Consider the following 25623-nt stretch of genomic DNA (forward strand, 5'->3'; position numbering starts at 1 on the left):
AAACGCGATTTCCCTTGGATCTGAAATGCCCCAAGCCCCCTACACTGTCGACGAGCTGATCTCCGCCAAAGCCATCGCCGCCCGCGTCGAGGGCCTGGCTCGAGATATCTCCACCCATTTCGCGGATACCGACAAGCTCGTCGTCGTGGGCCTCCTCCGCGGTTCGTTCATCTTCATCGCCGACCTCGTGCGCGAGATCGACCTGCCGGTGGAAGTCGATTTCCTTGAAGCCTCGTCCTATGGCGATGCCATGGAATCGAGCCGCGAAGTGCGCATCCTCAAGGACCTGCGCGGCGAAATCGCCGGCCGCGATGTCCTCGTCGTCGAAGATATCATCGACACCGGCCACACGCTCAAGCACGTGCTCGAAATCCTCGAGACGCGCCACCCCCGCCGCATGGAAGTCTGCGCCCTCCTCAACAAACCATCCCGCCGCGAGGCCCATGTTCCGGCAAAATGGATCGGCTTCGACATCCCCGACGAATTCGTCGTCGGCTACGGCATCGACTACGCCCAGCGCAACCGCAACCTGCCCCATATCGGCAAGGTCCGCTTCCTCGAAAGCTAGTGCCGCGGCTCTTGCGCCTCCCTCCCCCTTGAGGGGAGGGACCGAGGGTGGGGGTCCATCAGTGGACCACTGCACCACCCCCACCCCAGCCCTCCCCCTCAAGGGGGAGGGAGCAGATGATCCGAGTTGGTCACCCGCAGGCCCCCTACATCACCGCCCCAACCTGCCACGGCACAAACTCATTGTCGCCATAGCCCAGCTCTTCCGACTTCGTCCGCTCCCCCGACGCCACCCGTAGCATCAAATCGAAGATCTGCCGGCCCTTGTCCTCGATGCTCACGCCCTCGACGATGTCGCCGCAATTGATGTCCATGTCGTCCGTCATTCGTGCATAAACATCGGAGTTGGTCGCGAGCTTGATCGACGGCACCGGCTTACATCCATAGGCCGAGCCGCGCCCCGTGGTAAAGGCGAGGATATTGGCGCCGCCAGCCACCTGCCCGGTCGCCGACACCGGATCAAAGCCCGGCGTGTCCATGAACACGAACCCCTTTTCGGTGACCTTTTCGGCATATTCGTAGACCGCCGTCAGCGGCGTCGTGCCACCCTTGGCCGCCGCACCAAGCGATTTTTCAAGGATCGTCGTCAACCCGCCCAGCTTGTTGCCCGGCGAGGGATTGTTGTTCATCTCGCCATGATTGCGCCGGGTGTAATCCTCCCACCACTTGATCCGGCTGATCAGCTTTTCGCCCACTTCGCGTGATGCCGCACGGCGAGTGAGAAGATGCTCAGCGCCATAGATTTCGGGCGTTTCCGAGAGAATAGCGGTGCCGCCATTACGCACCAAAATGTCCGCTGCATAGCCCAGCGCCGGGTTGGCGGTGATGCCCGAATAGCCATCCGACCCGCCGCATTGCAGCGCCAGCGTCAGCTCGCTAGCATCCACCGTCGTCCGGCGCGCCGCCGCGGCGACAGGCAGCATCTCCTTGACCTTTTCGACACCCCACTCGATCATCCGTTTGGTGCCGCCGCGCTCCTGGATGGTCATCGACTGGAAAGCGTCGCCCTCCTCAATGCCATAAAGCTCTTTCATCCGCCCGATCTGGAACACTTCGCAGCCAAGGCCCACCAGCAGGGCAGCGCCGAGATTAGGGTTGGACGTATAGCCCCACTGCGTGCGCTTCAAAATATCGAAGCCCTCGCCGCGCGACTCCATTCCGCAGCCCGTGCCATGCACAAAGGGTACGACGCCGTCGATCTCCGGATAGTCGTCGAGGATGCCCGAGCGATTGATCGCCTCGGCCACGAACTTTGCCACCGTCGCCGAGCAATTGACCGAGGTCAGGATGCCGATGAAATTGCGCGTCCCCACCGAGCCATTGGCACGGCGATATCCCTCGAATGTCGCCCGCTGCTCGACCGGTAGGAAGTCGACCGGCACGGCGCCTTCGGCAAAGGCGTAGTCGTGATGGAGGGTGCCATCGGCGCCGCCCATTCCGCAATTGTGCTCATGCACCCAGTCGCCGGGAATGATCGCTTCCTTGGCAAAGCCGATGATCTGCCCGAACTTGCGGACTGCCTCGCCCGCCATGATCGGCCGCGTGGCGAACTTGTGCCCCTTGGGCACGCGCCGGACGACATTGATCCCCTGCTGCGTCGGCGTCCCCACATCGAGATTTGCTCAGCGCCACGGCAATATTGTCGAGCGCGTTCAGCACCAGTGTCTTGCCCTCGGGGCGGGTCATGATGTCGGTCATTGTGGTCGATCTTCCAGGGGCCAGTGGAATGCGGTCTGCATCGCAACTTGCCGGATGCTGCACCCCGATTGGCGAACGTATAGGGGGAACATCGGCTTGTTATTCAGCGTAGCTCTGACTAACATGTTAGCATGAAAACGGAAGCCGGTCCCTATCAATTTCTGCCGCCCCCGGCACCTTTGCGCGCGGCAGCGTGACCGTCGACGTGACCAATACCTTGCGCGACGCTATCGTGACGCTCGCTTTGCCGCCAGGCGCCATGCTCGACAAATCCGCGCTCTGCACCCAGCTCGGCGTTTCGCGCTTCCCGGTCAGCGAAGCTTTGGCCCGTCTGGCCGACGAAGGTCTCGTCGACATCGCCCCGCAGCGCGGCACGACCGTGTCCCTCGTAAAGATTGCCGACGTGCGCGAATATATGCTCATCCGCAAAGGCCTTGAGTCAGAAGCCTTGCGCGTCTTAATCGGCCGGCACGACGCCGAGGTCATCGACAGCCTTCATGCCAATATGGCGGCGCAACGCGAAGCCGCGTCCCGCGATGATGCCGATACCTTCCATGGCATCGACGTCGATTTTCACGACATCATCTTTCGCTGCATGCGCCTGACCAAGGTCAAGTCCATCATCGACCGGGCCCGAGCCAATCTCGATCGCGCCCGGCGCCTCATCATCACGCCCCGCCGCCTCGCCCATACGATCGACGAGCACCAGGCGATCTTCGATGGCATTCTGGCCGCCGACACCGCCATGGCCATGGCGGCCATCCGTGCTCACATCGACGCGGTCATGGTCGAGCTTTTCGCCTTTGCTCAGGAACACCCCGAGCTTTTCGCCGACGGCGCTGATTTTGCCGCCGAAACCAACGACTTCCCCTTCGGTTGACCGGACCCCACCATGCTCAAGAATATCCCGCCCCTGCTCGGCCCCCAACTGCTGTCGACGCTTCGCGCCATGGGTCACGGCGACGAAATCGTCATCGCCGACGCCAATTTCCCAGCCGAGTTCTTGGGACCGCTGACCATGCGCGCCGATGGCATTTCGGCAACGGACATGCTCGAAGCCGTGCTCACCGTCATGCCGCTCGATGAATTCGTCGACGAAGCCGCCATCGGCATGGCCGTGGTCGGCAATCCCGATGCGCGCGAACCGATCTATGACGCATTTCAGGACATCATCACCCGGCACGAGCCGAAGATGTCCTTCACCACCATCGAGCGCTTCGCCTTCTACGACCGCGCCCGCAAGGCTGCAGCCGTCATCCAGACCGGCGAGAGCCGGCTCTATGCCAACATCATCCTCAAGAAGGGCATCATTCGCCCCTCTGCCGCCTAACCCAAGAAGGACCAAGCATGAAACTGCTCCGCGTCGGTGCCAAGGGCGCCGAAAAGCCCGCCATCCTCGCCGATGACGGCATCATTCGCGATCTGTCCGGCATTGTTCCCGATATCGGCGGCACGACGCTTCTCGACGAAGGTCTGGACAAAATCCGCGCCACCGACATATCCGCGCTGCCTGAGCTTAGCGCCAGCGAACGCATCGGTCCCTGCGTCGCCAATGTCGGCAAGTTCATCTGCATCGGCCTCAACTATGCCGACCACGCCGCCGAAACTGGCGCCAAGATACCCGAGGAGCCGATCATCTTCATGAAGGCGACCAGCGCCATCATCGGCCCCAATGACGACGTGATCATCCCCAAGAACGCCATCAAGCCGGACTGGGAAGTTGAACTCGCCGTCGTCATCGGCAAGGAAGCTCGCTATGTCGAGGAAGCCGATGCGCTCGACCACGTTGCCGGCTATTGCGTCTGCAACGACGTCTCCGAACGCCACTTCCAGACCGAACGCGGCGGCACCTGGGACAAGGGCAAGGGCGCCGACACCTTTGGCCCGATCGGCCCTTGGCTCGTCACCAAGGACGAAGTCGCCGATCCGCAGAACCTATCCATGTGGCTCGAAGTCGACGGCCACCGCTACCAGGATGGCTCCACCAAGACCATGGTCTTCGGCGTCGCCAAGCTCGTCTCCTATGTCAGCCACTTCATGAGCCTCCAGCCTGGCGACGTCATCACCACCGGCACCCCGCCCGGCGTCGGCATGGGCATCAAGCCCGAGCCCGTCTGGCTCAAACCCGGCAACGTCATGCATCTGGGCATCGAAGGCCTAGGCGAACAGCGCCAGAATGTCCGGGCGTACAGCGCCGCAGATAAGTAGTTTATCCGATCGTTTATCCACGCTAGGCTGAGCCCCACACCGGGGCTCGCCTTTGTCCAAGCTGGCAATCTTCATTCTGCAGAACGGGATCTTGAACGACGGAACGAACGAGCGTTTCGCCTGCACATTTCGCGATGAACTCAGCTTCTCAAGCCGAATCGGCGAGCCGCTGCTTATCGCCAATATTGGCTCAACCCAGGACCAAGGCTTCATAGCGCTTGGCGAGCTGGACGGCTTTGCAACCGAGAACGACGGCACGGTTGCCATGGTGAGTTCAATCCAAAATTTCCCGAGCGTCGCCGCATTTCGCCAGGAAATTCCGGCAACACCAGGGATGTTCGAAGTCTCTGACGCCACCTATAAAGATGTCATCGGAATGGTTGTTGGTAGCGACTTCGATGAAGCCGCCGTCGAGTTCTGGTCAGGAACATGGACGGGCCCGAACCGTCTCACCTAAACTGTACCAAGCACCGCATCCACCTCCGCCCGGCTCGGCGGCTGGCAGCCCTTGCGGCCGCAATTGATCCCCGCTACCACGGCGCCAAACCGCAGCATTTCGCCTAACTGCGCCTCGCTCAACCCCAACAGGGCGTCCGCCTTGAGCGCATCGGCCTCCTGGAGCCAGGTGAGAATGCCAGCCATCAGGCTGTCCCCTGCCCCCACGGTATCGCCAAACACCGGCGGCCGGTAGATCGAGCCCGTTGCCGTTGCTTCGCGCGTAAAGGCGCGCGATCCGCCTTCACCCAGCGTCACGACCACCAGTTCGCAATTGGGCCGATCGAGCAGCGCGTCGGCATGGCTTTCGATGCTCATGCCCGGATGAAGCCACTCGTGGTCTTCTTCCGAAAGCTTGATGATATGCGCCAGATCGAGAAAATGCCCCAGCCGCTCGCGATAACCCGTTTCGTCATCGACCAGCTTTTCGCGCACATTGATGTCGAACGAGACCGTCGCGCCGCGTCCGATCGCCGCCTTGACCACATCGCCCCACACCGCGGCGTCTTCGGGCAGGATCGGGCAAAATCCCCCGATCTGATAAAGCTCGACGCTGCGCGGCAGCGCCGCCATCAGGCCGTCGCGCGTAAAGGCCCGGTCCGCGCCGCGCTCGAACACATAGGACGCCTGCATCTTGTCGTTGAAGCTGACGATGGCCTTGGTGGTCGGTGCCGCGACGCGCTCCTCGAGCAGCACCGAAACGCCCGCCTCGGCAAGCGGCATCAGCAGCAGATCGCCATACTCGTCCTGGCTGATTGGGCACAAAAAGCCGGTCTCGTTGCCGAGCTTGCGCAGGGCGATCGCGCAATTGAAGGGCGAGCCGCCCGCCAATGCCAGTCGAGTGCCATCGCTCCCGGGCACCAGATCAATAAGGCTTTCCCCGCCCACAACAAACATGGTTCGCGCTCCTTTTGCGTGCGCATAGCATTTCGCTCATGCGCTCACTAGCGCTTGATTGTGTAACCCACGTTAAAGATTACATCTTCCGAACTTTGGCAGAATCCGCTACGCCCAATACTGACGAGGGACATTCGTCACAAAAAGATTTTCAAATGAGCATACTAGAGCAGACCCCACGCGTAGAGATTTGGACACCCGAACGGCAAAATTTCAGGGCCGTCACTGAAGGCACATCACTGATGGCTTGGGCCACCGATGTGGACGGGCATTGTTTTTACATGAGCCCGGAATGGCATCGCTTCACCGGCACCGATCCTGGGGCAGGACTGGGGTTTAACTGGCTGCTTGCAATCCATCCGGACGATGTCGTCAACGTCCGCCAGGCTTTTTCACCGCCAACGATACCCAACAAGCCTATGGCATCGCCTACCGTCTAGTTCGCCCCGATGGGCATTATACTCTGGCATGGGCGGTGGGCCTGCCCAAGTTCAGCGACACCGGCGTGTTTCAGGGCTATTTCGGCACTACCTTCCCCATCGAGCATGACCAGCTTCGCGCGCTCACCCATCGCGGTCCCAATTACCGGGAACTGAGCGACCGGGAACGCGATGTGCTGCGCCATCTGGCGGAAGGGAAAAGCAGCGAGGAAGTCGCTGAAGCCATGGGCATTACCCGCCGTACGGTGGAAAGCCACGTTGCCAATGCCGGCACCAAACTTGGCGGCCTCAACCGGGTCCACACCGTGGTGCGTGCCCTGCGCCTTAACGAGATTTAGCCCAGGCGAGGCTCAGGGGCTGCATGTCCATGAGCTCGCCCCACTCATCCGGCCAGACGCTGCGATCGCCTGACAGCACCATGCCGGCGCCGGAAAGACCAGCCAGGAGCACGCCATAGCCGAGCGCCACGGCAAGGCTCATATACTCGTCCTCGCGCCGGACATCCATGTTGTCGTCGCGCAGGCGATCGACGACGATCTCGGGAGATCGAACCCGCGCCATCGGTAAATTGTCCCGCCAGACCATCTGCAAGACGATGTAGCCCGCTGGTGCGCCAGCCATGTAGACGAAGCGGCCGATCATAGCATTTTCCAGAGTTTACGCATGTTAAAGCGTGAGGTGCAGGAGCCGCATGGCGCGATTGCCCGAACCGGTCCGCACCAAATACGTACCACTATTTACGGTGCGTCAATAAGGGTTAGTACGTGGCCGCATTGATACCTTTTAGCTAGCTTCGAAGCCCAGGCGCTTCCTGGCCGGTGGCGGCCACATATTCGGTATAGCCGCCGCCATAGGCACGCACACCCTCCGGCGTCAGCTCCAGCACCCGGTTGGAAAGCGCCGCGAGAAAATGCCGGTCGTGGCTCACGAACAGCATCGTTCCTTCGAAGTTCGACAGTGCTTCGATCAGCATCTGCTTGGTCTGGATGTCGAGATGGTTGGTCGGCTCGTCCAGCACCAGGAAGTTGGGCGGATCGAAGAGGATCAGCGCCATGGCAAGGCGCGCCTTCTCACCACCCGAGAGCACGCGGCACTTCTTCTCGATATCGTCGCCGGAGAAGCCGAATGCGCCCGCCAGGGCGCGGATCGGCGCCTGTCCAGCCTGCGGGAAATTGCTTTCCAGCGTCTGGAAAATGGTCTGGTCGCCATCGATCATGTCCATGGCATGCTGGGCAAAATAGCCCATCTTGACGCTCGGCCCGCGCGCGACGCTCCCCGCGTCCGGGTCGGACGCTCCGGAAACGAGCTTGAGCAGCGTCGACTTGCCGGCGCCATTGACGCCCAGGATGCACCAGCGCTCGCGCCGCCGCACATGAAAGTCGAGCCCTTCATAGATGGTGCGGCTGCCATAGCGCTTGTGCACGCCCTCAACGCGCACGATGTCCTCGCCCGAGCGCGGCGCCGGCCGGAATTCGAAGACCACCGTTTGGCGGCGTTTGGGTGGCTCTACCCGGTCGATCTTGTCGAGCTTCTTGACCCGGCTTTGCACCTGCGCCGCATGGCTGGCGCGTGCCTTGAAGCGTTCGATGAAGGCGATTTCCTTGGCCAGCATTGCCTGCTGGCGTTCGAACTGCGCCTGCTGGTTGCGATCGGTGATCTCGCGCTGGCTTTGGTAGAATTCGTAGTCGCCGGTATAGCTCGTCAGCGTTCCGGCATCGATCTCGAGGATCTTGTTGACGATCCGGTTCATGAACTCGCGGTCATGCGAAGTCATCAGCAGCGCGCCCGAATAGTCTTTCAGAAACTGCTCGAGCCAGATCAGGCTTTCGAGGTCGAGGTGGTTGCTCGGTTCGTCCAGCAGCAAGACATCGGGCCGCATCAACAGAATGCGCGCCAGAGCCACGCGCATTTTCCAGCCGCCGGACAGGGCCCCGGCATCGCCGTCCATCATCTCCTGCGAAAAGCCCAGGCCATCCAGCACTTCGCGTGCCCGGCCGTCGAGCGAGTAGCCATCGAGCTCCTGGAACCGTCCCTGCACTTCGCCATAGCGCTCGATGATGACGTCCATCTCGTCGGCGCGATCGGGGTCGGCCATCGCCGCCTCGAGCTCGGCCATTTCGGCCATCATCTCGCTGACGGGGCCGGCACCGTTCATCACCTCGGCGACGACCGGCTTGCCGCCCATCTCACCGACATCCTGGCTGAAATAGCCGATCGACACACCGCGATCGACGGACACCTGCCCCTCGTCAGGCGCTTCCTCGCCGGTGATCATGCGGAACAGCGTCGTCTTGCCGGCCCCATTCGGCCCAACCAGTCCAATCTTTTCGCCCTTCTGCAGCGCCGCCGACGCCTCGATAAAAACGATCTGCTTGCCGTTTTGCTTGCCGATGCTTTCGAGCCGGATCATGGGGAGCCTGGGAAGTTGGAGCCTTTCGCGTCCTCCCTCTAAAAGGGGAGGATAGCGGCGCTTGGGCCTCGGGCCCTAGCAAAGCTGAGGTGGGGGTCAGCGCGATGCTGATGGTTCAACGGCGCCCTAAAGCACGCTCCACCCCGCCGCGCAAGGCCGTCCGGCACCCCTCACACTTGACAAAAACGCATGAAGCTCCGATATGTGCTCCATACGTTCTGCCCTCGTTGGCAATCTCATTCCCGCCGGTCAAGGCGGATGTTTGTTTTTCCCTCCATCTGCAAACGTTTCGGCTGCGCGTTCCTTGCGCGGTTGTTCACTGGCGCATGCTTCTGGCAAGCGCTGCCAACCAAGGCGTCCAATGTCGCATCTCTACAAGGTCGGCCAGTTGCTGGAGTTGCGCTCTGCGCCTCGGCTCAGCAATCGTCCTGCCGGCACCTGCGAAGTGGTCGCCTGCCTGCCCCATGATAAGGGGCCGGTTCTTTACCGGGTCCAGTCCTTGAACGAGCGCAATGAGCGCGTTGTTGAAGAGACCGACCTTGTTCCAAGCACTGCCGCCAAGTCCGCCCTCGTTGCGGATGAAGGCGAACGCAGCAGCATCAGCATCGCGGTTTCTCGCCGCCGCTGAGCGCAGTCGTTTTACCGGCAAACCGCGCGCCAGATAGGCGCCGGCCGGTATCATCCATTTGACATGTGGGTGCTTCATTCTGGCGCTGCTCCAGCGCCGCACCCTGGCGTGCGCGCCATCCGGCCGGCCCGATGCCGGCAGAAAGACTTCTATGTACTCCAAAATCCTCAACGCCCCTGGCGAACTCTATCTGGGCTCCGATCGCCAGACCGCAATTGCACAAGGCGGCCGGCATTTCCGCTCCGCCGCAAAGGCCGTCGCCTTTGCCATGGAACACGCCGCCCCCGTCAGCCTGCGTGGCGCCATGCTGCGCGTCGGCGGCCAGACCTTTGAACGCAAGCAGATCATCCACCTGCACGAAGCGATGGTAGACGGCGCCCTCGACCACTAAGCCGATCCCCCACAAATACCGGCACAATTGGTTGACCCCTCTTGCGGATGATGTTCAATCATTCAAAAGAAATCAGCGTGACTGATTGAATTTGGGGGAGGGCGTTCCGTGCAGGGACTTGCCGTGCTGGTGCGAGGCATCAGCGCCATCAACTGGCTGATCGGCCAGATCTTGTCGTGGCTCGCACTGGCCTGCGTGCTGGTATGCTTCACCGTCGTGGTGCAGCGCTACTTTTTCAACACATCCACCCTTTGGGTTCAGGATCTTTACGTCTGGATCGCCGGTGCCATGTTTACTGGCGTCGCGGGGTTTGCGCTTCTGCGCGACGATCATGTGCGGGTCGATATCTTTTATCGCCCCGCCTCGATCCGCCGCAAAGCCATGGCCGATCTTTTCGGCGTTGTCGTGTTCCTCCTTCCCTTCATGTATGTGGTCATCCGCTACTGCTATCCGGCGGTCGCCCGTTCCTGGGGCTATTACGAGGGCTCGGCCAATATTGGCGGCATGCCCGGCCTCTTTGTTCTGAAGACCTTCATCATCGCCTTTGCAATACTTGTTGGGCTGCAAGGCATAGCCATGGCTGCCCGGGCTATTCTGGTGATTGCCAACCGCGAGGATCTGCTGCCGGCTGATCTCCGCTATCCCATCGAAGACACAAGGGAAGTTCACTGATGGATCCCGTCCTTATTGGCGAGATCCTCGCCGCCCTCATGTTCGTGGGCGTTATCGGCGTCCTGATGATCGGTTTCCCGGTGGCGTTTTCGCTGGCCGGCACCGCCATCATTTTCGGCCTCGTCGGCTGGTGGCTCGGCGTCTACGACCCCTCAAATTACGGCTCCTTGGCTGGCCGCTATATCGGCCTCATGACCAATGAAGTGCTGGTCGCCGTGCCGCTCTTTGTGTTCATGGGCGTGATGCTGGAGCGATCCGGCATTGCCGAGCAATTGCTGCTCACCATGGGCAAGCTCTTCGGCAACCTGCGCGGCGGCCTCGCTCTTTCGGTGATCGTCGTCGGCGCGCTTCTTGCTGCCTCGACCGGCGTTGTCGGCGCCACCGTCGTCACCATGGGCCTGATCTCCCTGCCAGCCATGCTGCGCGCCGGCTATGATCCAAAGCTCGCCACCGGCGTCATCTGCGCCTCGGGCACACTTGGGCAGATCATTCCGCCGTCGACCGTCCTCATCTTCATGGGCGACATCCTTTCGGGCATCAATGCCCAGGTGCAGATGGAAAAGGGCAATTTTGCCCCCGAGCCCGTTTCGGTCGGCGCGCTCTTTGCCGGTGCCATTATCCCCGGCCTTCTGCTGGTGGCGCTTTATGCCGCATACGTCATCTTCAAGGCCTGGCGTGATCCCCAATCGGCTCCTGCCACTCCGGTGCCGGAATCTGAACGTGCCGGTCTTCTGCGCGAAGTCGTGGTTGCGCTTATCCCGCCACTGCTGTTGATCCTGGCAGTTCTGGGGTCGATCCTCGCAGGCATCGCAACTCCTACCGAAGCCGCTTCGGTGGGATCTGTTGGTGCGCTGCTGCTGGCAGCACTGCGTCGCCGGTTGAGCTTCCCGATCCTCAAACAGGCTGTGATCTCCACCGCCACCATCACCTCGATGGTGTTCATCATCCTCTTTGGGGCAGCGGTGTTCTCCGTCGTCTTCCGCATGATGGGCGGCGACAATCTGGTGCACGAATTCCTCTCGTCCATGCCGGGCGGCGCCATCGGCGCCATCATCATCGTCATGTTCGTGATGTTCCTCCTCGGCTTCATCCTCGACACCTTCGAGATCATCTTCATCGTCATCCCGATCACCGCGCCGGTGCTCCTGGCGCTAGATGTCGACCCGATCTGGCTCGGCGTCATGGTGGGCGTGAACCTGCAAACGAGCTTCCTCACCCCGCCCTTCGGCTTCGCCCTCTTCTACCTGCGCGGCGTCGCCCCCTCCCGCGTCTCGACGGGCATGATCTACAAGGGCGTCATCCCCTTCGTGCTGCTGCAGATCCTGGGCCTCGTGACGCTGTTCTTCTTCCCCCAGCTCATCACCTGGCTGCCCAGCATGCTCTACTGAGCTGATCGGTCTCTCCAATCCCATGCCCCGGCCTTGTGCCGGGGCATTTTCTTTGGCGAGCCAAAACACCGCCTCGCCAATTGGCTATCGGTGCACACGGCGGGAAGCGGCATTCGCCCCGGTGGAAAAGTGAAATGAAGAGGCGAATGCCGCTTCCACACGATCGGGATTTTTTGCGCACGCCTCGGGCAGCCCACTCGAGGTGACGGCGGACTGGCCTGCAAAGCGGATCTGCGCCCTCTCTCCTTGCAGGTTACTCCGCCTGGCCGGCGTAGGCATCCACGCATTCGTCCAGGCGACCCCGGTCGAACCCTTCTCCCCACCCCGGCACTTCGTCGGCGCCGCGTGTGTCGTCAGTGGAGATGGGAGGAAGATAAGCTTGGATAATGCGACGGGGATAAAAAAGCCCGGGCTTTCACCCGGGCTTTCCATTTCGACCAAACGGTCCTTATTCGAACTTGATGTATTTCTCGCGTGCCGCGAGATAGGGCATGTCGGTGCCTTCGGTGCGCTGACGGAGGAGATTGAAGGCCGAAACAAAGCTTTCGGCGGTTTCCTTGGTCAGGGCATCGCCGCCTTCGCGGATCTCGGCGATCAATTCCATCGAGGCCTTGGCGCCGGCTTCGACGATCTCTTCGGGGAATGCACGAACCTGCACGCCATGCTCGGCCACGAGCGCATTGAGCGCACGGGGATCGTTGGCATACATATCCGACGCGACCTGGTCATAGGACGATTGGGCGGCGATGCGCACGATTTCCTGCAAGTCTTCCGGCAGCTCCGCGAACTTGGCCTTGTCGACCACGAGTTCGGTGGCAAGACCCGGCTCGACAAAGCTGGGGAAGTAGTAGTTCTTGGCGATCTGGTAGAAGCCGAGCGCAAGGTCGTTATAGGGTCCTACGAACTCGGCGGCATCGAGCGTGCCCGACTGGAGCGCGGCAAAGATTTCGCCGGCAGCAAGGTTGGTCACCGAAGCGCCAAGCTTCGCCCAGACCTGGCCACCAAGGCCCGGCGTACGGAAGCGCAGGCCCTGGATATCGGCGACGCCGGTCAGCTCGTTGCGGAACCAGCCACCAGCCTGCGTGCCGGTATCGCCGGACAGGAAACCCTGGAGACCGAACTGGTCATAGACCTTGTCCCAGATCTCCTGGCCGCCCAGATAGCGCACCCAGGCGGTGAGTTCGCGATTGGTCATGCCGAAGGGCACGCCGGTGAAGAACGACAGGGCCTGGCTCTTGTTCTGCCAATAATAGGGCGTGCCGTGGCTCATTTCGGCCGAACCGTCGATGACGGCGTCCAGAGCCTGAAGGCCCGGCACCATTTCACCGGCAGCAAACACTTGGACGGTCAAGCGGCCGCCCGAAGCCTTGGTGATGCGATCGGCCAGCGTTTGCGCGCCAACGCCCAGACCTGGAAAGTTCTTGGGCCAGGTGGTCACCATGCGCCAGGTGATATTGCCCTGGGCAACCGCCGGAGCGGCAAGCCCGGCCGTAACGGCGGCAGCACCAACGGTGGCCACCGAGGCTTGTTTGAAAAATTCGCGTCTCTTCATCATGGTGTTCCTCCCGGAATGAACTGTCTTTTCGCTGCGCTTTTGCGAGCGGCGCAGCGTTGGCGATAACAAAGCAATCTGTTTGGAACCTGTCCAGCGCCTTGTGGCTGTTGAGGAAAAATCTGCACCTAATTGCGGATTAAACTCGGCTTGGCGGTGTTGGTCTTGGTGGAGGCCGCCTTGCCGGCCCCGCAACAGGAGGGAAATCCAATGCACATCCGTTCGCTTCTTCTGGGCGCCGCCACGCTCGCCCTGATCGCCACCCCAGCTTTGCCGTCGATTATCTCGGCGGCATGGTCAAATCGACCGATATTGGCGGCAAGCAGGTGCTGACCGGCGACAACGGCATGACGCTCTACATCTTCGACAAGGACACGGCCGGCGTCACCAATTGCTACGACAGCTGTGCCGAAAAGTGGCCGCCGCTGATGGCTGACGAAACAACCCAGGCCGAAGGCGATTTCACCATCATCGAGCGCACCGACGGCACCAAGATGTGGGCCTATAAGGACATGCCGCTTTATTACTGGGTCAACGACAAGGCGCCTGGCGACGTCACCGGTGACGGCGTCGGCGGCGTTTGGCATCTTGCTGTCGAATAAGCCTGAAAGCTGCGGCGTGGTCGATTTTCTCGATGAGCTCGAAAAGGACGTGCCGGCTTTGCGCCGCTACGCCCGCGCGCTCACCCGCAACATCGACCGCGCCGACGATCTGGTGCAGGATACGCTGGAACGCGCCATTGCCCGCCGCGGCTTGTTTCGCCCGCGCGGTCCCTTGCGCCCATGGCTCTTCACGATCCTCACAAACCTCCACCGCAACAGCCGCCGCAGTGATCGCCGCCGCGGCGAGGCTGTCGATGTCGCAACGGTCGAACTCGCAACCCCTGCCCCGCAACCGGGCCACTTGGCGCTTGCCGAACTTGCTCGCGCTATCGAAACCCTGCCGCTTGATCAAAAGGAAGCCTTGCTGCTCGTGACCCTTGAAGGCCTCGCCTATTCCGAAGCTGCCGCGATCCTGCAGATCCCGACCGGCACATTGATGAGCCGTCTCGGCCGCGCCCGCGCCACGCTGCGCCAGTTGACGGGAGCGGAAGCGCAGCCCCATTTGCGGACGGTCAAATGAGCGAAATTTCCCGCGACACGCTGATGGCCTATCTCGACAACGAGCTCGACGGCGCAAGCCGCGCCAAACTCGAGGCCGACCCCGCCGCCATGGCTGAGATCGCAGCCTACATGCGCCAGTCCGACGCCATTCGCACGCTTTATGCGCCGGCTGGTGCCGAGCCTGTGCCCGTGCGGCTCGACCCCCATCGTCTCGCGCTTGAAGCGCAGCGCCGTCAATGGCGCTCGGTGGCGCAGACCGCGATTATCGTGTGCGTCCTCGGCATCGGCATCGCCGCCGGCTGGCTGTTGCGCCCCAGCGCCGATGCGCCCGACCTCTACGATCGCCTGATCGCCGATGCCGTCAGCGCCCACACCGTCTACGTTGCCGAAAACCGCCACGCCGTCGAAGTGGCCGGCAGCGACAGTGAACACCTCTCCACCTGGCTCTCCAACCGCCTCGATACGGCGTTGGCCATGCCCGATCTATCCGTTCAGGGCCTCACCTTTCTCGGCGGCCGCCTCCTCCCCGCCCCCGCCATCCCCGGCGGCCGCGCCGCGCAGCTGATGTATGAAGACGGCGCCGGCAACCGCACGACGCTCTACATTACCCCCTCGACCGGGGTCGACGGACCATCTTACGAAAGCGTCCGCCTCGGCACCGACCAGGTGCTATACTGGGCCAACACGAGCTTCACCTGCACCATCGTCGGCACCGGCACGCCGGAACAATTGCAAGCCATCGCCAACGCCGTATTCGCTCAGCTCACCCCGGGGGCAGCGGCTCTCTACGAGAGCTAACGGGGCCTTGCAGTTCCTGCACCTCCCTCCCCGAGAGGGGGGAGCGTAGCGAAGCTTGGCCATAGGCCTAGCGCAGCTGGGTGGGGTGGGGGCCAAGCACACAGTTCCGAGTGCTCGGCCCCACCCCACCCTCGGTCCCTCCCCATCAAGGGGAGGGATGCTCAAAACCGCAGTCTATTGCACCATCGGCGCATTCCTCGCCGGAATGTCGTTCGAATAAATATTGTGCAGCCCGACATTGCGCACATCCCGCTCGCCGCACAGCGCCATGGTCGTGTCGAGCTCTCGCCGGATGATCTCGAGCACCCGCGTCACGCCCTCTTCGCCGCCAGCCCCAAGCCCATAAAGCATCGGCCGACCGATAAAGGTCGACTTGGCCCCATAGGCCAGCGCCTTGATCACGTCCTGTCCCGAACGGATGCCGCTATCGAGATAAACCTCGGTGCGCTTGCCGACCCGGTCGACGATCTCCGGAAGCACGCGAATGGTCGAGGGCGCGCCATCGAGCTGCCGTCCGCCATGATTGGAGACCACGACCGCATCGGCACCATTGTCCACCGCCGCCTGCGCATCGTCAGCGTCGAGCACGCCCTTGACGATCACCGGCCCGCCGAAGCGCTCCTTTATCCAGCGCACATCGGACCAGTTGAGCGTTGGGTCGAACTGCGACGCCGTCCAGGCCGACAGAGACGCCAGGTCGTGATCACCGCTTACATGCCCCACTATATTGCGGAAGGTGTGCCGCTTGGTGCCCAGCATGCGCATGCACCAGAGCGGATGCTGCATCATCTGCCACACCGAATAGGGCGTGAACTTTGGCGGCGTCGACAACCCGTTGCGGATGTCCTTGTGCCGCTGCCCAAGTATCTGGAGGTCCATGGTCAGAACCAGTGCTGGGCATCTGGCGGCCTTGGCGCGATCGATCAGCCGATAGATGAAGTCGCGATCGCGCATTACATAGAGCTGAAACCAGAACGGCGCCGTCGTGTTCTCCGCCACGTCCTCGATCGAGCAGACGCTCATGGTGGAAAGGGTGAAGGGGATGCCAGCTTTCGCCGCCGCCCGCGCCGCCTTGATCTCGCCGTCCGCGGTCTGCATGCCCCCGGTTGCTGCGGGCGCGATGGCCACCGGCATGGCGATATCCTTGCCCAGCATGGTCACCTTGAGGTTGCGTCCCTCAAGGTTCACCGCCACCTTTTGGTTGAGCTTGATCTTGGAAAAGTCGCTCTCGTTCTCGCGATAGGTTCCCTCGGTATAGGAGCCGCTATCGGCATATTCGAAGAACATTTTCGGCACCCTTCGCCGCGCCAGACGCATCATTTCGTCGACGGTAAGAACCTTGTCGATGGCAGGCATAGGGGCACCCCGGCTGTTGTCGTAACCGGCCTAGCAACTAACATGTTAGTCGTCAATTCTGGCTTCGCTCACGATCTCGACCCAGCAGCAACGAGCTCCAGATCACGGCAAAGCCGAACAGCACCATGCCGCCCGCAAGGACATGGGCGCGCTCCCATTCCAGCCGCTCGACGAAATCATAGATGGCAATCGACAAGACCTTGGTCTGCCCCGGAATATTGCCGCCGATCATCAGCACCACGCCGAATTCCCCCATCGTATGGGCAAAGCTCATGATCGCGCCGACAAGATAGCCAGGCTTGGCCAAGGGAAGTGCCACCCGCAAAAAGCGCTGCCAGCGCGATGCTCCTAGAGTGTCGGCGGATTCCAGCACTTCGGCTTCGATCGTCGCAAAAGCATTGCGCAGCGGCTGCACCATGAAGGGGAGCGAAGCGATCACCCCACCGATCACCAGCCCGCCGAAGGAAAAGGCGAGCGTCCGCGCGCCCCAAAAACTTGCAAGCCAACCGCCGGGCCCAAAGGCCCAAGCGCCAGCAGCAGGTAAAATCCCAAGACCGTCGGCGGCAAAACCAAAGGAAGGGTTACAAGCGCGCCAACGACTTCCCGCCCCTGGCCCCGCCCACGCGACAGCCACAAGCTCAGCGGCGTCGCGAGGACAAGGAGGATAAACGTCACGCAGAGCGCAAGGGCACCGGTCAGGATGATTGGCGGAAAAAGGCTATCCCAGTCCATTAAGGGACAGAGTAGCCCGATGCCTCGATCAGCGCCACAGCTGCCTCGCTCCGCAGAAAGGCCAAGAAGCCTTCGGCAGCAGCATTGCCCTCGCTTGTTTTCAAGAGCACCGCTCCCTGCGAAATCGGCTCGTGCAGGTCGGCCGGCACCAGCCAGAACGGTTTGTCGGCAACCTGGCTGGCCGCCACGAAACCCAGTTCCGCATTGCCGCTTTCGATAAACTGCAGCGCCTGCGAGATGTTTTCGCCGATCACCAGCTTGGGCTGAAGGGCCTCATAGAGCCCCAATGCCGTCAGCGCCTCGACAGCCGCTTGCCCATAGGGCGCAGCCTGCGGATCGGCGATGGCAAGCTTGGCGAAATTGCCCGACAGGGCCGCCTCGCCATTTTCTGCATCGACGCCTTCGCCATAAAGCGCCAGCTGCCCCTCGGCATAAACAAAGAAACTGCCGTCGACCGCAAGGCCCTCGGCAATCGCCTTTTCCGGCCGTTCGGTATCCGCAGCCAAGAACACGCCATAGGGCGCCGCCTGGCTGATCTGGGTATAAAGTTGGCCGGTGGCGCCAAAGCTCAGCTCGACCTCGTGCCCGCTTTCGGCCTCGAACATTGCCGCCAACTCTTCGGCAACCGCTGTAAAGTTTGCCGCCACGGCGACATTGACGCTTTCCGCCAAGCTCGGGACCGCAGTCCCGGCCAAAAACAGCGACACTAACAGCAGGCGAGACATGAGCGACTCCGATATGTTCTTCTGAACACATCGTGACCACGAGCATCCATTCTGGCAAGCGATATGTTTACGAGGAAATATCGGAGATGGCTGCGCGCAAAGCCGCCACGTCCTCGGCAATGGCCGCTTGCGCCTTCGCTTCCATGTTCCGGTAGTGCGCCAAAACCTCTTCACCCCGAGGCGTGAGGCTCGCGCCACCCTGCCCCGCGCCGCCGCGACTCGACAGCACCAGCGACCCGAACCCCTCGTTTAATGCCTGCACCAAGCTCCAGGCGCGCTTGTAGCTCATGCCCATGGCCTTGCCAGCAGCCGCTATCGAGCCCGTCCGCGCAATGCCCTCCAGCAGGTCGGCACGGCCTGGCCCCAGATAGGCCGTATCGGTCAGGACGATACGAAGGTGGCCAAGTCCGTGTTCGGGAACGCCCTTGGCCATGTGCCTAGCCTCGCAACGCGCTCGCTTCGCGCGCCAGGGCCTCGACGCGGGCGAAATCGCCGCTGGCCAGGGCGTCGGCCGGCATGATCCAGGAGCCGCCGACGCAGATCACGTTGGGCAGGCTGAGATAAGTCTTGGCCTTTTCCGCATCGATCCCGCCCGTGGGGCAGAAGGTGATGTCCGGCAGCGGCGAGGCAAAGGCCTTGAGCACCGGCGCCCCACCCAGCGCTTCGGCCGGGAAGAATTTGAGGAAAGAATAGCCCCGTTCTGCCGCCGCCATCGCTTCGGTCGGCGTGCCGATGCCCGGCAACAGCGGAATGGACACGTCATCGGCCGCATCGAGGAGCCGCGGCGATGCCCCCGGCGACACCATGAAGCGGCAACCGGCATCGACCGACGCCTTCATGTGCCCCGCATTGCGCACCGTGCCGGAACCGACGATGGCCCCTGTGACCTTTGCCATTTCTTCCATCACGCGCAGGGCATTGGGCGTCCGCAGTGTCACTTCCAGCACCGGCAGGCCGCCGGCCACCAAAGCCTCGGCAAGCGGGCGCGCCTGCGCCACATCGTCGAGGATGATCACCGGCACCACCGGCGCCAGCGACAGAATGGAGCGGATTGCGTTGGCGTCCTGCGGCATGGTCGTCCTTCCCGAAAAGCTGGCGCAAGGGTTAGGCGGCCGCGTGAAATCCTGCAAGAGGATTTGCTTTTTCTTCTCCTCCCCCGCCTGACGGGGAGGCGGGTGGGGGCTAGGGCCGCCGCGCGACGAGATCGATCTCGACCAGTGCACCCACCGCCAGCGCCGTCACGCCGACCGTGGTCCGCGCCGGCAATTTGCCTGGCTCGAAAAATGTCGGCCACAGCGCGTTGAGCGCCGCATAGTCCCGTTCGAACTGCGTGAGGTAAATCCGCGCCATGGTCACATGCTCGAGCCCCAGCCCGATCCCGCCAAGGACGATCTTGAGGTTCTCGACCACGCGCCGCGTCTGCGCCTCCACCCCATCCGGCAGCGGCGCGTCGGGTGCGGCCGGATCGGTCGGCATCTGCCCGGTGACGAAGACCCAGCCGTCGGTTTCAACCGCATGGCTGAACGGCGCCACCGGCCGCGGCCCGGATGAAACGAGATGATATTGCAGTTCGCTCATGGTTTTTCCTTTGTTGACGCGTCGGGGCCGGCAAGTGTTACCCCTCCGTTAGCACATTGGCACTTGATGCGACTCCACGAAGACGCCACACTCGCAAAATGGCAAGATTGGCGCACGCTTTCATCCTCGCCGTCCTCCTCGCCGCCGCTCCGGCCACGGCGACCCTCGCGCAGTTTTCCGCCCAACAATCCTCCGAACTCGACAGCCTCTTCGCCGACCTGCGCAGCGCCACCGACGAGGCCAGCGCCCGTGCCATTGCCGACCGGATCTGGCAGCTTTGGACCCATCCGGACGACCCCGACCTTGCCGCCCGCGTCGAAGCCATCATCAAGGGCGGCGGCTTTGCCGGTCCAGCCGCGCAGCTGCCGCAGATCGAAGACCTGGTCACCGATTACCCTGACTATGCAGAGGCTTACAATCTTCGCGCCACCGCCAATTTCCTCCGCGGCGACTATGAAAGCGCCCTGGGCGACGTTGCAAAAACGCTCGAGCTCGAGCCCCGCCATTTCGGCGCCCTCGCCGGCAGGGCTTTAATCTTCCACACGCAAGGCAATATGAAGAGGCCAAGGCAGCGCTGCTCGAAGGGCTGGACATCCACCCCTTCCTGCCGGAGCGCAGCCTTTTTCCCGAGCTCGGACCGCCCCCGATCCGCAGCTGAACTTGAAGGATTTTAAGCCATGGCCGATCAGGACTACACCATCCAGCGCGAAGATGACGCCAGTCGCGGCCGCTACTTCATCGACCTTGGCGGCGGCGCCGAAGCCGAAATGACATTCAGCAAGTCCGGCGACGGCCCCATGGTTATCGACCATACCGGCGTACCGCCCGCCTTCGAAGGTCGCGGCATCGCCTCGAAGCTCGTCAATGCGGCCATCGCCGATGCCCGCGAGCAGGGTTTTAAGATCCGCCCGGTATGTTCCTATGTCGTGGCCCAGTTCCGGCGCCACAAGGAATGGGGCGACCTCCTGGCCTAGCCGCTAGAAGCCGAAGCGGATGCTGTTGGAGCCCTCGGTCAAGTAGGGTTCGAGATCATCCCAGCTCACGGTTGCCGTCGGAGCGCCATAAGCATAGGCGGCAACTTGGTAGGGCTGGAACTGGATCACCAATCCATAAGGGTTCGATAGGTCCCAGCTTGTCGGATCCGCCACCGTATCCTCGATATATTCGGTTCCGTCCATCATCAGGTTTTCGCCGTGTTCGCGCTCGAGCGCGGCGATGGTCAGATCCGATAGTGCCTGCTTCCACTTCTTGCCGGTAAAGAAGTCCTCGGCCTTGAGGAACCGGGCTTCATCGGTCAGGAAATGGAGGTAGCTGAGGGTGTAATTGCCGTGCGCGGCGCCATGCCCATACCAATAGGTGCTGACGTCGAGCGTGATGCGTCCGGTGCCCGCCACTTCCTTGACGGAAATCGAATTGCTGGTGTCGCTGCTGGCATGGCTGGCGACGTCTTCGTCACCACCCTGCATGGTTTCACGCTCGGCGCGCACCAACGCGTTGAACGCCGCGGCAAAAGGCTCGTCGCCATCAAGCTGCACGATCGACAGCTCGTGCTCAGCCACGCCCCAATAAGCGTCGCCTTTATTTTCAGGGTCGGGCAGTGCCTCATACTGGCTCATGGGGTAAAACCGCAGTCCCTGGATCATGCGGCTGGTTTCCAGCACCTGGGCGCGCGACTTGAAGAGGTCGACGAGGCAAGAGACGCCCTCTTCCCCATACTTGCCGCTGGTCATGGGCTCAGCATCCATGGTGCACGCCCGCTGCGCATAGGTGAGCCACTCGCGCTGCCCAGACCGCAGATCGCCACTTGCCGCATCGCTCAGGCCACCGGCCGCCGTTGCATAGGTCCGCGACAAACGCTCGTCCGCTGCCGAAAGCTCGTCGCTGTCGCAGATGGCATGCTCGAACGGCGTGCCGGCCTTGCTGCAATCAAAGCTCGCCGCCATCACCGGCAGGCTGGGCACGGTGAGTCCTGCCAAAAACATCGTTGTCAGTGCAACAAAGCGGATCATGGGAGCCCTCGAACCCTGTGGTCGAGGGCACCATAGCGGCTCGCTAGGGCGGCGTCACGATAGCCTAGAGAAAAGCCTGGATAGCGGCCAGTTCGTCGTTGCGCAGCTCATGCCCACCCTCGTGCCAGGCCAGGGTCGTTGCGGCGCCATTGGCCTCGAAATAGTCCGCCAGGCCTTGCGTCGCCGCAACCGGAGCGATGGGATCGCGCCGCCCCGCAGTGATCAACACCTTGCGCCCGCTGAAGTCCTGCGCCGGCGGCGCAAACGGGATCAGCGGATGCATCAGGATCGTCCCGTCGAACAAGGCCGGATCGGCAAACTGGACCGATGCCAGGATATTGGCGCCATTTGAATATCCCAATCCCAGGACGCGCCCGGGGCGACGAGCGCCGATCTGCTCGCGCACGAACTCGGCCATGGCCTTCGTGCGAACCGCAAGATCAGGCATGTCATAAACGCCCTCGCCGGTGCGCCGGAAATAGCGGAGTGCGCCGCCCTCGCTGACATCGCCGCGGGGGCCAATGCGCCGTGCGCCGGGTAGAGCTGGCCCGCCAGATCGAAAAACTGGTTCTCGTCGCCGCCGGTGCCATGAAAGAGAAAGATCAGCGTATCGGCGTCGGCATTCTGGTCGGCGCGGAAATGGTAAGCGGACATAGCGGGCTCCTCGGTGTTGCCCACGATATCAGGACAAACCCGTCGCAAGGCAACAGCGGGCCGGCGCCACGCAGCGTTGCCGATTGCCAAACAATCAGCGGTCTATCGGGCCGGCGTAACCGGCGTCATGCCCGGCCGGTAACCGGCAAGGATTGCTGCACGCAAGGACTCTGCCGTGCTCCTGGCCGCAGTTTCCTGCGCCCCGGTGGCCGAGAACACGTCCGTGGGCGTCAGCTTGCCGGACTGATAGGTCGAGTCTGTGAAGCGGCGCGTGGTGAACACAACCTGGTCGCCCTGGGTGATCGTCACGGTAGCCTCGACCCGCGTCGAGACCGGATTGCCCACGTCAATGGCATCGGATAGCCCGCCAGCCAAACCGGTGGTCGCCGCGGTAACCGTAAGAACCGGATGGCTCGGGTTGGCCGGGCCCGGAAAAGCGATATCGAGCCGGTTGAGAATGATCTGTTCAAGGCGGTTCTTAGGCGGCGCGAAATTGAAACGCGCGGCCGAAACGCTGGTGCTCGACACATCGCCATAGACCGGCGCAAAACTCGTGCAGGCGGAAAGGCTGAGGGCAAGCAGACCCGCGGCGATCGGGCCAAGAAGCTGTTTCATCGTCATTGCGTCCCTGCCCGGCTCAGCCAATCCTGCACCACCGGCACTGCGCCCGCATAGCCGATATCGAGTCCGGCCGGCGCCTTGAGGCGGAAGGATGCAAGAAAGCGCATGTCGTTCGGGCTGGTATGCGTCGGCCCGGTTCTGACGGCTGACCCGCCAACACTGAGATAGCCGTCATCATAGGTAAGGCCAGCGCCGGCAAGGAGGAAACTATTGGCGGAAAGGTCCCAATAGGCTTGGCCGGTCGCCGACCAATAGTCGGCAAAGGGCACGGTCAGCTCGCCACCAAGCTCGTGCTGCGCCCGGATATTGCCGGCCGCGGGCGTGGCCTCGGCATAGCGATAGCTCACCCCGGCGCTGAAAAGCTCGCCCGAATAGGTCGCGCCGAGCGATGCCCGAGCGACATCGAGCGTACCACTGTCGAGCTGCACCTTGCCGCCAGCCTTGACCGTGTCGGCCAGGACACCATAGGCGCCCAAGACGGCATAGGACGAAGCCATGTCGAGACCAGACGCTACGCCCACCTGCTGCCGGTTCGGCTCGGCAAAGGCGTTGGTTCCGGCAAGCTGGAACGATTGCCCGCCGATCAGTTCGAGATAATTGCCATCGTTGAAGTCGAGCAGATAGCGGCCACCCAAATTGGCGCGCAGGCCCGTCTCCTGCCGGTCGATACCGGTGAAGCGATTATAGCTGAAGAGATTGCTGTCATCGAAGAACACGCTCTGCGAGTCTTCGTTGGTGATCCCCGGCTGGGTGCTCGATGCGCCCCGGTAGACCAGCTGCGCGATGGGCTCAATCAGATGCGTGATGCCATTGCCATAGGCGGACAGCGGGTAGCGGACGTCGAGCGCAGCGATCGGCGTCGCGCCGAACAGAACCTGATCGGCGGGAGGCAGGCCCGGATTGGAAAGATCGGTTGCCGAGGAGCGGTCGTAGGAAGCCGCATCGATGCGCAGACCGGCGAACGGCGTGACCACCGCTCCGCCGAAGATCAACTGGTTCTGCCAGCTTGCCTGCGTCATGCCGTGTAGACGGGTTCCGCCATAGCCCAGATCATAAGGAACACCGTTGACCGAGGTCGTATACTCGCGCGCCCGATAAATGTTCAGCATCCGCGCTTCGACATCGATGCGACCAGCGCCTGGCGCCAAATCGAAGGTCCGCTCGACGCGCAGGTTGGGGAATGCAATGCCCTGCTGCTCGCGCGTCTGGTCGGTCGTATCGCCCAGCAAATTGTATTGCTGCACGCGCGCATCGACGAAGGTGTCGTCGGTCAGGTGCGTCGCATAGACTTCGTTGATCCCGGCGCGGCGGGGCTCAAGCAGGTAGTCTTCGAAATAGGCGCTGTCGGTGAAAGCCGCATAGGCAAAGCCCGCGGTCCAGTCCTTGACCGGCACAAACTCGCCCTGCGCCTGGATCGCGCCGCGCCACTCCCGCCGCGCATCGGTAAAGGTGAAGGCGTCCGGATTGAATTGATAGAGGCCCGATGCCTTGATGCGCATCGATCCATTATCGAAGCGCTGCACCCACTCGGCCCCCATCAGGAAACCCTGATTGGATAAAAGCGCCGGCGTCAGGATGATATCGGTCCAGCGCGACGAATAGGCGGCGACTGACACTTCGACCTTGACGCCGATCTCTTCGGTATAGCCCAATGTCGGCCGCGGCACCCGGTCCAGGCCGTCATTGCTGAGATCCGGCAGCCAGAGATAGGGCAGCCACGCGACCGGCACGCCCAACAGTGCCAGGGTCGGCTGCTCGAAGGTAATCGAGCCATCCACATTGTTCTGGACGATGCGCGCTGCGCTGATCGACCAGCCGATGCGCCGCCCTTCTTCATCGATACAATCGCCACAGGGCGCATATTGCGCATTGGTGAGGATGGTTTCGAGTTCGCGGTCGAAATCGACGCTGTCAGCGGTGATGCGCGACCCGTCGTAAGCCGTGATGGTCATCGTATCGAGCACGGCGCGCTTCATGCTGCCGGTGAGCGAAATGCTCGGGCTCTTGGTCACATTGCCCGCAGGATCGGTAACCGTGGCATTGCCCACCACGTCCATGTCGCCGGTCGCCCGACGATAAACCAGTTCATTGCCAGTGACCGTATAGCCGCCAAGCCGCAACACGACATCGCCGCGAGCGCTGATGATGTTGTTGACGCTGTCGAAAACCAGTTCGTCCGCTTCCACGGCGGTGGGCGCAGCAGGGTCGATCGGGGCATTGAAGAAGTTTTCGGGCACCAACCCTTGCGCGGATGTCGGCACGGCAGCGGCCAGTCCAAGGAGGACAGCGCTGGCGATCGCACCCAGAAGATGTTGCCGAGCCAACCTCAAGAAGTCTTGCTCCCGGCGCGCCACAACTCAAACACCGCATTCTCCAGCACGCGCGGAACAGGCCGCCTCCCGGCAGCGCGCCCCATTAATCGATAAAGTACCGGCCAATCTAGTCACGGGCAATGAACAATGTGCAAAGCCCGACCGAGTCCGCGCGGAGCGTGCCCTCGCCGCAACAGCTGAAAAGCTGCGCGGTACCGTCGAGAACGCCCGTCTATCAAATGCAGCCTCGGTAACATAGGTTAACTTAGCAAGAGAAATTCTAAGTTTTACAAAAGCTTAAGCAAGATATTTTGCCCAAGAATTTCTAAGCTAGTAGAGCATTACGTCCACAAATAATGGATGTAGCAAAGTTAGAGCGCTCCGGATCC

At 62.1% G+C, this 25623-nt stretch carries 29 protein-coding genes and 2 pseudogenes; 15 read left to right on the plus strand and 16 right to left on the minus strand.

What is annotated here, in order from left to right; all coding sequences use genetic code 11:
• The first annotated feature begins 25 nt into the window (after nucleotides 1-25).
• A complete protein-coding gene (gene hpt, locus G5575_RS18710; RefSeq protein WP_164535647.1) occupies nucleotides 26-568 on the plus strand; it encodes a hypoxanthine phosphoribosyltransferase in 543 nt (180 codons plus the stop codon).
• A 145-nt stretch (nucleotides 569-713) separates the two neighbouring features.
• Here the strand turns inward: hpt and G5575_RS18715 are convergent, their stop codons facing one another.
• Nucleotides 714-2177, minus strand: coding sequence for a UxaA family hydrolase (locus G5575_RS18715; RefSeq protein WP_328766620.1), 1464 nt, complete (start codon nucleotides 2175-2177; stop codon nucleotides 714-716).
• Nucleotides 2178-2458: 281 nt separating this feature from the next.
• Here G5575_RS18715 and G5575_RS18720 point away from each other — a divergent pair, with 281 nt between their 5' ends.
• From G5575_RS18720 to G5575_RS18735, 4 genes are read left to right on the plus strand one after another with little or no spacing between them, the layout of a single operon-like run.
• Nucleotides 2459-3145 (plus strand): GntR family transcriptional regulator, encoded by a 687-nt coding sequence (locus tag G5575_RS18720; RefSeq protein ID WP_164535648.1) that lies wholly within the window; start codon nucleotides 2459-2461, stop codon nucleotides 3143-3145.
• Between the two features lie 12 nt (nucleotides 3146-3157).
• Nucleotides 3158-3595: an RbsD/FucU family protein gene (locus tag G5575_RS18725; protein ID WP_164535649.1), complete on the plus strand. Its 438-nt coding sequence runs from the start codon at nucleotides 3158-3160 to the stop codon at nucleotides 3593-3595.
• 17 nt (nucleotides 3596-3612) lie between these two features.
• Nucleotides 3613-4473: a fumarylacetoacetate hydrolase family protein gene (locus G5575_RS18730; RefSeq protein ID WP_164535650.1), complete on the plus strand. Its 861-nt coding sequence runs from the start codon at nucleotides 3613-3615 to the stop codon at nucleotides 4471-4473.
• Nucleotides 4474-4525: 52 nt separating this feature from the next.
• A complete protein-coding gene (locus G5575_RS18735; protein WP_164535651.1) occupies nucleotides 4526-4930 on the plus strand; it encodes a hypothetical protein in 405 nt (134 codons plus the stop codon).
• Here G5575_RS18735 and G5575_RS18740 read toward each other — a convergent pair.
• The gene (locus tag G5575_RS18740; RefSeq protein WP_164535652.1) at nucleotides 4927-5865 is read right to left on the minus strand and encodes a carbohydrate kinase family protein; all 939 of its coding nucleotides are present in this window, start codon (nucleotides 5863-5865) and stop codon (nucleotides 4927-4929) included. The genes G5575_RS18735 and G5575_RS18740 overlap by 4 nt on opposite strands.
• 155 nt (nucleotides 5866-6020) lie before the next feature.
• On the opposite strand from G5575_RS18740, the gene G5575_RS18745 reads away from it, so the two are divergent.
• Nucleotides 6021-6305: a PAS domain-containing protein gene (locus tag G5575_RS18745; RefSeq protein ID WP_164535653.1), complete on the plus strand. Its 285-nt coding sequence runs from the start codon at nucleotides 6021-6023 to the stop codon at nucleotides 6303-6305.
• 35 nt (nucleotides 6306-6340) lie between these two features.
• On the plus strand, nucleotides 6341-6643 hold the full coding sequence (locus G5575_RS18750) for a LuxR C-terminal-related transcriptional regulator (RefSeq protein WP_207633263.1): 303 nt from the start codon (nucleotides 6341-6343) through the stop codon (nucleotides 6641-6643).
• Here the strand turns inward: G5575_RS18750 and G5575_RS18755 are convergent.
• The 3 genes from G5575_RS18755 to G5575_RS18765 form a co-directional block, all read right to left on the minus strand.
• Complete coding sequence (locus tag G5575_RS18755; protein WP_164535654.1) at nucleotides 6630-6947, minus strand: hypothetical protein; 318 nt, start codon at nucleotides 6945-6947, stop codon at nucleotides 6630-6632. The two genes, G5575_RS18750 and G5575_RS18755, sit on opposite strands and share 14 nt — an antisense overlap.
• A 145-nt stretch (nucleotides 6948-7092) precedes the next feature.
• Nucleotides 7093-8715: an ABC-F family ATP-binding cassette domain-containing protein gene (locus G5575_RS18760; RefSeq protein ID WP_164535655.1), complete on the minus strand. Its 1623-nt coding sequence runs from the start codon at nucleotides 8713-8715 to the stop codon at nucleotides 7093-7095.
• A gap of 316 nt (nucleotides 8716-9031) precedes the next feature.
• A complete protein-coding gene (locus G5575_RS18765; protein ID WP_164535656.1) occupies nucleotides 9032-9421 on the minus strand; it encodes a hypothetical protein in 390 nt (129 codons plus the stop codon).
• A 73-nt stretch (nucleotides 9422-9494) separates the two neighbouring features.
• Between G5575_RS18765 and G5575_RS18770 the strand changes: the two genes are divergently transcribed.
• The 3 genes from G5575_RS18770 to G5575_RS18780 all read left to right on the plus strand — a co-directional run bounded on the left by G5575_RS18770 (nucleotide 9495) and on the right by G5575_RS18780 (nucleotide 11794).
• Nucleotides 9495-9734 carry a hypothetical protein gene (locus tag G5575_RS18770; RefSeq protein ID WP_164535657.1) on the plus strand — a complete coding sequence of 80 codons (240 nt, stop codon included), beginning with the start codon at nucleotides 9495-9497 and terminating at the stop codon, nucleotides 9732-9734.
• A 108-nt stretch (nucleotides 9735-9842) separates the two neighbouring features.
• Nucleotides 9843-10406, plus strand: coding sequence for a TRAP transporter small permease subunit (locus G5575_RS18775; RefSeq protein WP_164535658.1), 564 nt, complete (start codon nucleotides 9843-9845; stop codon nucleotides 10404-10406).
• Entirely contained in the window at nucleotides 10406-11794 is a 1389-nt protein-coding gene (locus tag G5575_RS18780; RefSeq protein WP_164535659.1) for a TRAP transporter large permease, read from the plus strand. Before G5575_RS18775 ends, G5575_RS18780 begins: the two co-directional genes overlap by 1 nt.
• 448 nt (nucleotides 11795-12242) lie before the next feature.
• On the opposite strand, the gene G5575_RS18785 is transcribed toward G5575_RS18780, so the two are convergent.
• Nucleotides 12243-13349, minus strand: a complete 1107-nt coding sequence (locus G5575_RS18785) for a TRAP transporter substrate-binding protein (RefSeq protein WP_235936146.1) — start codon at nucleotides 13347-13349, stop codon at nucleotides 12243-12245.
• Between the two features lie 290 nt (nucleotides 13350-13639).
• On the opposite strand from G5575_RS18785, the gene G5575_RS18790 reads away from it, so the two are divergent.
• From G5575_RS18790 to G5575_RS18800, 3 genes are read left to right on the plus strand one after another with little or no spacing between them, the layout of a single operon-like run.
• Nucleotides 13640-13948 carry a COG4315 family predicted lipoprotein gene (locus G5575_RS18790; protein ID WP_164535660.1) on the plus strand — a complete coding sequence of 103 codons (309 nt, stop codon included), beginning with the start codon at nucleotides 13640-13642 and terminating at the stop codon, nucleotides 13946-13948.
• Between the two features lie 16 nt (nucleotides 13949-13964).
• Nucleotides 13965-14468, plus strand: a complete 504-nt coding sequence (locus tag G5575_RS18795; RefSeq protein ID WP_164535703.1) for a sigma-70 family RNA polymerase sigma factor — start codon at nucleotides 13965-13967, stop codon at nucleotides 14466-14468.
• Nucleotides 14465-15247: an anti-sigma factor family protein gene (locus tag G5575_RS18800; RefSeq protein ID WP_164535661.1), complete on the plus strand. Its 783-nt coding sequence runs from the start codon at nucleotides 14465-14467 to the stop codon at nucleotides 15245-15247. The genes G5575_RS18795 and G5575_RS18800 overlap by 4 nt, the downstream gene beginning before the upstream one ends.
• Before the next feature lie 174 nt (nucleotides 15248-15421).
• Here G5575_RS18800 and G5575_RS18805 read toward each other — a convergent pair whose 3' ends face one another.
• The 6 genes and pseudogenes from G5575_RS18805 to G5575_RS18830 form a co-directional block, all read right to left on the minus strand.
• Nucleotides 15422-16603 (minus strand): alpha-hydroxy acid oxidase, encoded by a 1182-nt coding sequence (locus tag G5575_RS18805; protein WP_207633264.1) that lies wholly within the window; start codon nucleotides 16601-16603, stop codon nucleotides 15422-15424.
• Nucleotides 16604-16655: 52 nt separating this feature from the next.
• A pseudogene (gene modB / locus G5575_RS18810) lies at nucleotides 16656-17335 on the minus strand (molybdate ABC transporter permease subunit).
• Nucleotides 17335-18060 (minus strand): molybdate ABC transporter substrate-binding protein, encoded by a 726-nt coding sequence (gene modA, locus G5575_RS18815; RefSeq protein ID WP_164535662.1) that lies wholly within the window; start codon nucleotides 18058-18060, stop codon nucleotides 17335-17337. The pseudogene modB and the gene modA overlap by 1 nt, the downstream one beginning before the upstream one ends.
• Nucleotides 18061-18127: 67 nt before the next feature.
• Nucleotides 18128-18493: a winged helix-turn-helix domain-containing protein gene (locus tag G5575_RS18820; RefSeq protein WP_164535663.1), complete on the minus strand. Its 366-nt coding sequence runs from the start codon at nucleotides 18491-18493 to the stop codon at nucleotides 18128-18130.
• A gap of 4 nt (nucleotides 18494-18497) precedes the next feature.
• Nucleotides 18498-19133 carry a bifunctional 4-hydroxy-2-oxoglutarate aldolase/2-dehydro-3-deoxy-phosphogluconate aldolase gene (eda, locus tag G5575_RS18825; RefSeq protein WP_164535664.1) on the minus strand — a complete coding sequence of 212 codons (636 nt, stop codon included), beginning with the start codon at nucleotides 19131-19133 and terminating at the stop codon, nucleotides 18498-18500.
• Nucleotides 19134-19242: 109 nt separating this feature from the next.
• Nucleotides 19243-19638 carry a RidA family protein gene (locus G5575_RS18830; RefSeq protein WP_407924883.1) on the minus strand — a complete coding sequence of 132 codons (396 nt, stop codon included), beginning with the start codon at nucleotides 19636-19638 and terminating at the stop codon, nucleotides 19243-19245.
• Nucleotides 19639-19745: 107 nt separating this feature from the next.
• Here G5575_RS18830 and G5575_RS18835 point away from each other — a divergent pair, with 107 nt between their 5' ends.
• Both G5575_RS18835 and G5575_RS18840 read left to right on the plus strand, forming a co-directional pair.
• Nucleotides 19746-20312 (plus strand): tetratricopeptide repeat protein, encoded by a 567-nt coding sequence (locus G5575_RS18835; protein WP_164535665.1) that lies wholly within the window; start codon nucleotides 19746-19748, stop codon nucleotides 20310-20312.
• A gap of 3 nt (nucleotides 20313-20315) precedes the next feature.
• Nucleotides 20316-20612, plus strand: coding sequence for a GNAT family N-acetyltransferase (locus tag G5575_RS18840; RefSeq protein ID WP_164535666.1), 297 nt, complete (start codon nucleotides 20316-20318; stop codon nucleotides 20610-20612).
• 3 nt (nucleotides 20613-20615) lie between these two features.
• Here the strand turns inward: G5575_RS18840 and G5575_RS18845 are convergent, their stop codons facing one another.
• The 4 genes and pseudogenes from G5575_RS18845 to G5575_RS18860 form a co-directional block, all read right to left on the minus strand.
• Complete coding sequence (locus G5575_RS18845) at nucleotides 20616-21647, minus strand: DUF3298 domain-containing protein (RefSeq protein ID WP_164535667.1); 1032 nt, start codon at nucleotides 21645-21647, stop codon at nucleotides 20616-20618.
• A 64-nt stretch (nucleotides 21648-21711) separates the two neighbouring features.
• Nucleotides 21712-22301, minus strand: a pseudogene (locus G5575_RS18850) (alpha/beta hydrolase).
• Between the two features lie 102 nt (nucleotides 22302-22403).
• Nucleotides 22404-22916, minus strand: a complete 513-nt coding sequence (locus G5575_RS18855) for a hypothetical protein (protein WP_164535668.1) — start codon at nucleotides 22914-22916, stop codon at nucleotides 22404-22406.
• 2 nt (nucleotides 22917-22918) lie between these two features.
• Entirely contained in the window at nucleotides 22919-25252 is a 2334-nt protein-coding gene (locus G5575_RS18860; protein WP_164535669.1) for an LPS-assembly protein LptD, read from the minus strand.
• Nucleotides 25253-25623: the final 371 nt, after the last annotated feature.

Origin of the sequence: Devosia aurantiaca, from assembly GCF_011058215.1 — a bacterium.
Classification (GTDB): Bacteria; Pseudomonadota; Alphaproteobacteria; order Rhizobiales; family Devosiaceae; genus Devosia; species Devosia aurantiaca.

Coding starts and splice junctions, on each gene's coding strand:
- hpt (WP_164535647.1), top strand. CDS start 26: ATGCCCCAAGCCCCCTACACTGTCGACGAGCTGATCTCCGCCAAAGCC.
- G5575_RS18725 (WP_164535649.1), top strand. CDS start 3,158: ATGCTCAAGAATATCCCGCCCCTGCTCGGCCCCCAACTGCTGTCGACG.
- G5575_RS18730 (WP_164535650.1), top strand. CDS start 3,613: ATGAAACTGCTCCGCGTCGGTGCCAAGGGCGCCGAAAAGCCCGCCATC.
- G5575_RS18740 (WP_164535652.1), bottom strand. CDS start 5,865: ATGTTTGTTGTGGGCGGGGAAAGCCTTATTGATCTGGTGCCCGGGAGC.
- G5575_RS18745 (WP_164535653.1), top strand. CDS start 6,021: ATGAGCATACTAGAGCAGACCCCACGCGTAGAGATTTGGACACCCGAA.
- G5575_RS18755 (WP_164535654.1), bottom strand. CDS start 6,947: ATGATCGGCCGCTTCGTCTACATGGCTGGCGCACCAGCGGGCTACATC.
- G5575_RS18760 (WP_164535655.1), bottom strand. CDS start 8,715: ATGATCCGGCTCGAAAGCATCGGCAAGCAAAACGGCAAGCAGATCGTT.
- G5575_RS18765 (WP_164535656.1), bottom strand. CDS start 9,421: ATGAAGCACCCACATGTCAAATGGATGATACCGGCCGGCGCCTATCTG.
- G5575_RS18770 (WP_164535657.1), top strand. CDS start 9,495: ATGTACTCCAAAATCCTCAACGCCCCTGGCGAACTCTATCTGGGCTCC.
- G5575_RS18780 (WP_164535659.1), top strand. CDS start 10,406: ATGGATCCCGTCCTTATTGGCGAGATCCTCGCCGCCCTCATGTTCGTG.
- G5575_RS18785 (WP_235936146.1), bottom strand. CDS start 13,349: ATGATGAAGAGACGCGAATTTTTCAAACAAGCCTCGGTGGCCACCGTT.
- G5575_RS18790 (WP_164535660.1), top strand. CDS start 13,640: ATGGTCAAATCGACCGATATTGGCGGCAAGCAGGTGCTGACCGGCGAC.
- G5575_RS18800 (WP_164535661.1), top strand. CDS start 14,465: ATGAGCGAAATTTCCCGCGACACGCTGATGGCCTATCTCGACAACGAG.
- G5575_RS18805 (WP_207633264.1), bottom strand. CDS start 16,603: ATGCCTGCCATCGACAAGGTTCTTACCGTCGACGAAATGATGCGTCTG.
- modA (WP_164535662.1), bottom strand. CDS start 18,060: ATGTCTCGCCTGCTGTTAGTGTCGCTGTTTTTGGCCGGGACTGCGGTC.
- G5575_RS18820 (WP_164535663.1), bottom strand. CDS start 18,493: ATGGCCAAGGGCGTTCCCGAACACGGACTTGGCCACCTTCGTATCGTC.
- eda (WP_164535664.1), bottom strand. CDS start 19,133: ATGCCGCAGGACGCCAACGCAATCCGCTCCATTCTGTCGCTGGCGCCG.
- G5575_RS18830 (WP_407924883.1), bottom strand. CDS start 19,638: ATGAGCGAACTGCAATATCATCTCGTTTCATCCGGGCCGCGGCCGGTG.
- G5575_RS18840 (WP_164535666.1), top strand. CDS start 20,316: ATGGCCGATCAGGACTACACCATCCAGCGCGAAGATGACGCCAGTCGC.
- G5575_RS18845 (WP_164535667.1), bottom strand. CDS start 21,647: ATGATCCGCTTTGTTGCACTGACAACGATGTTTTTGGCAGGACTCACC.
- G5575_RS18855 (WP_164535668.1), bottom strand. CDS start 22,916: ATGAAACAGCTTCTTGGCCCGATCGCCGCGGGTCTGCTTGCCCTCAGC.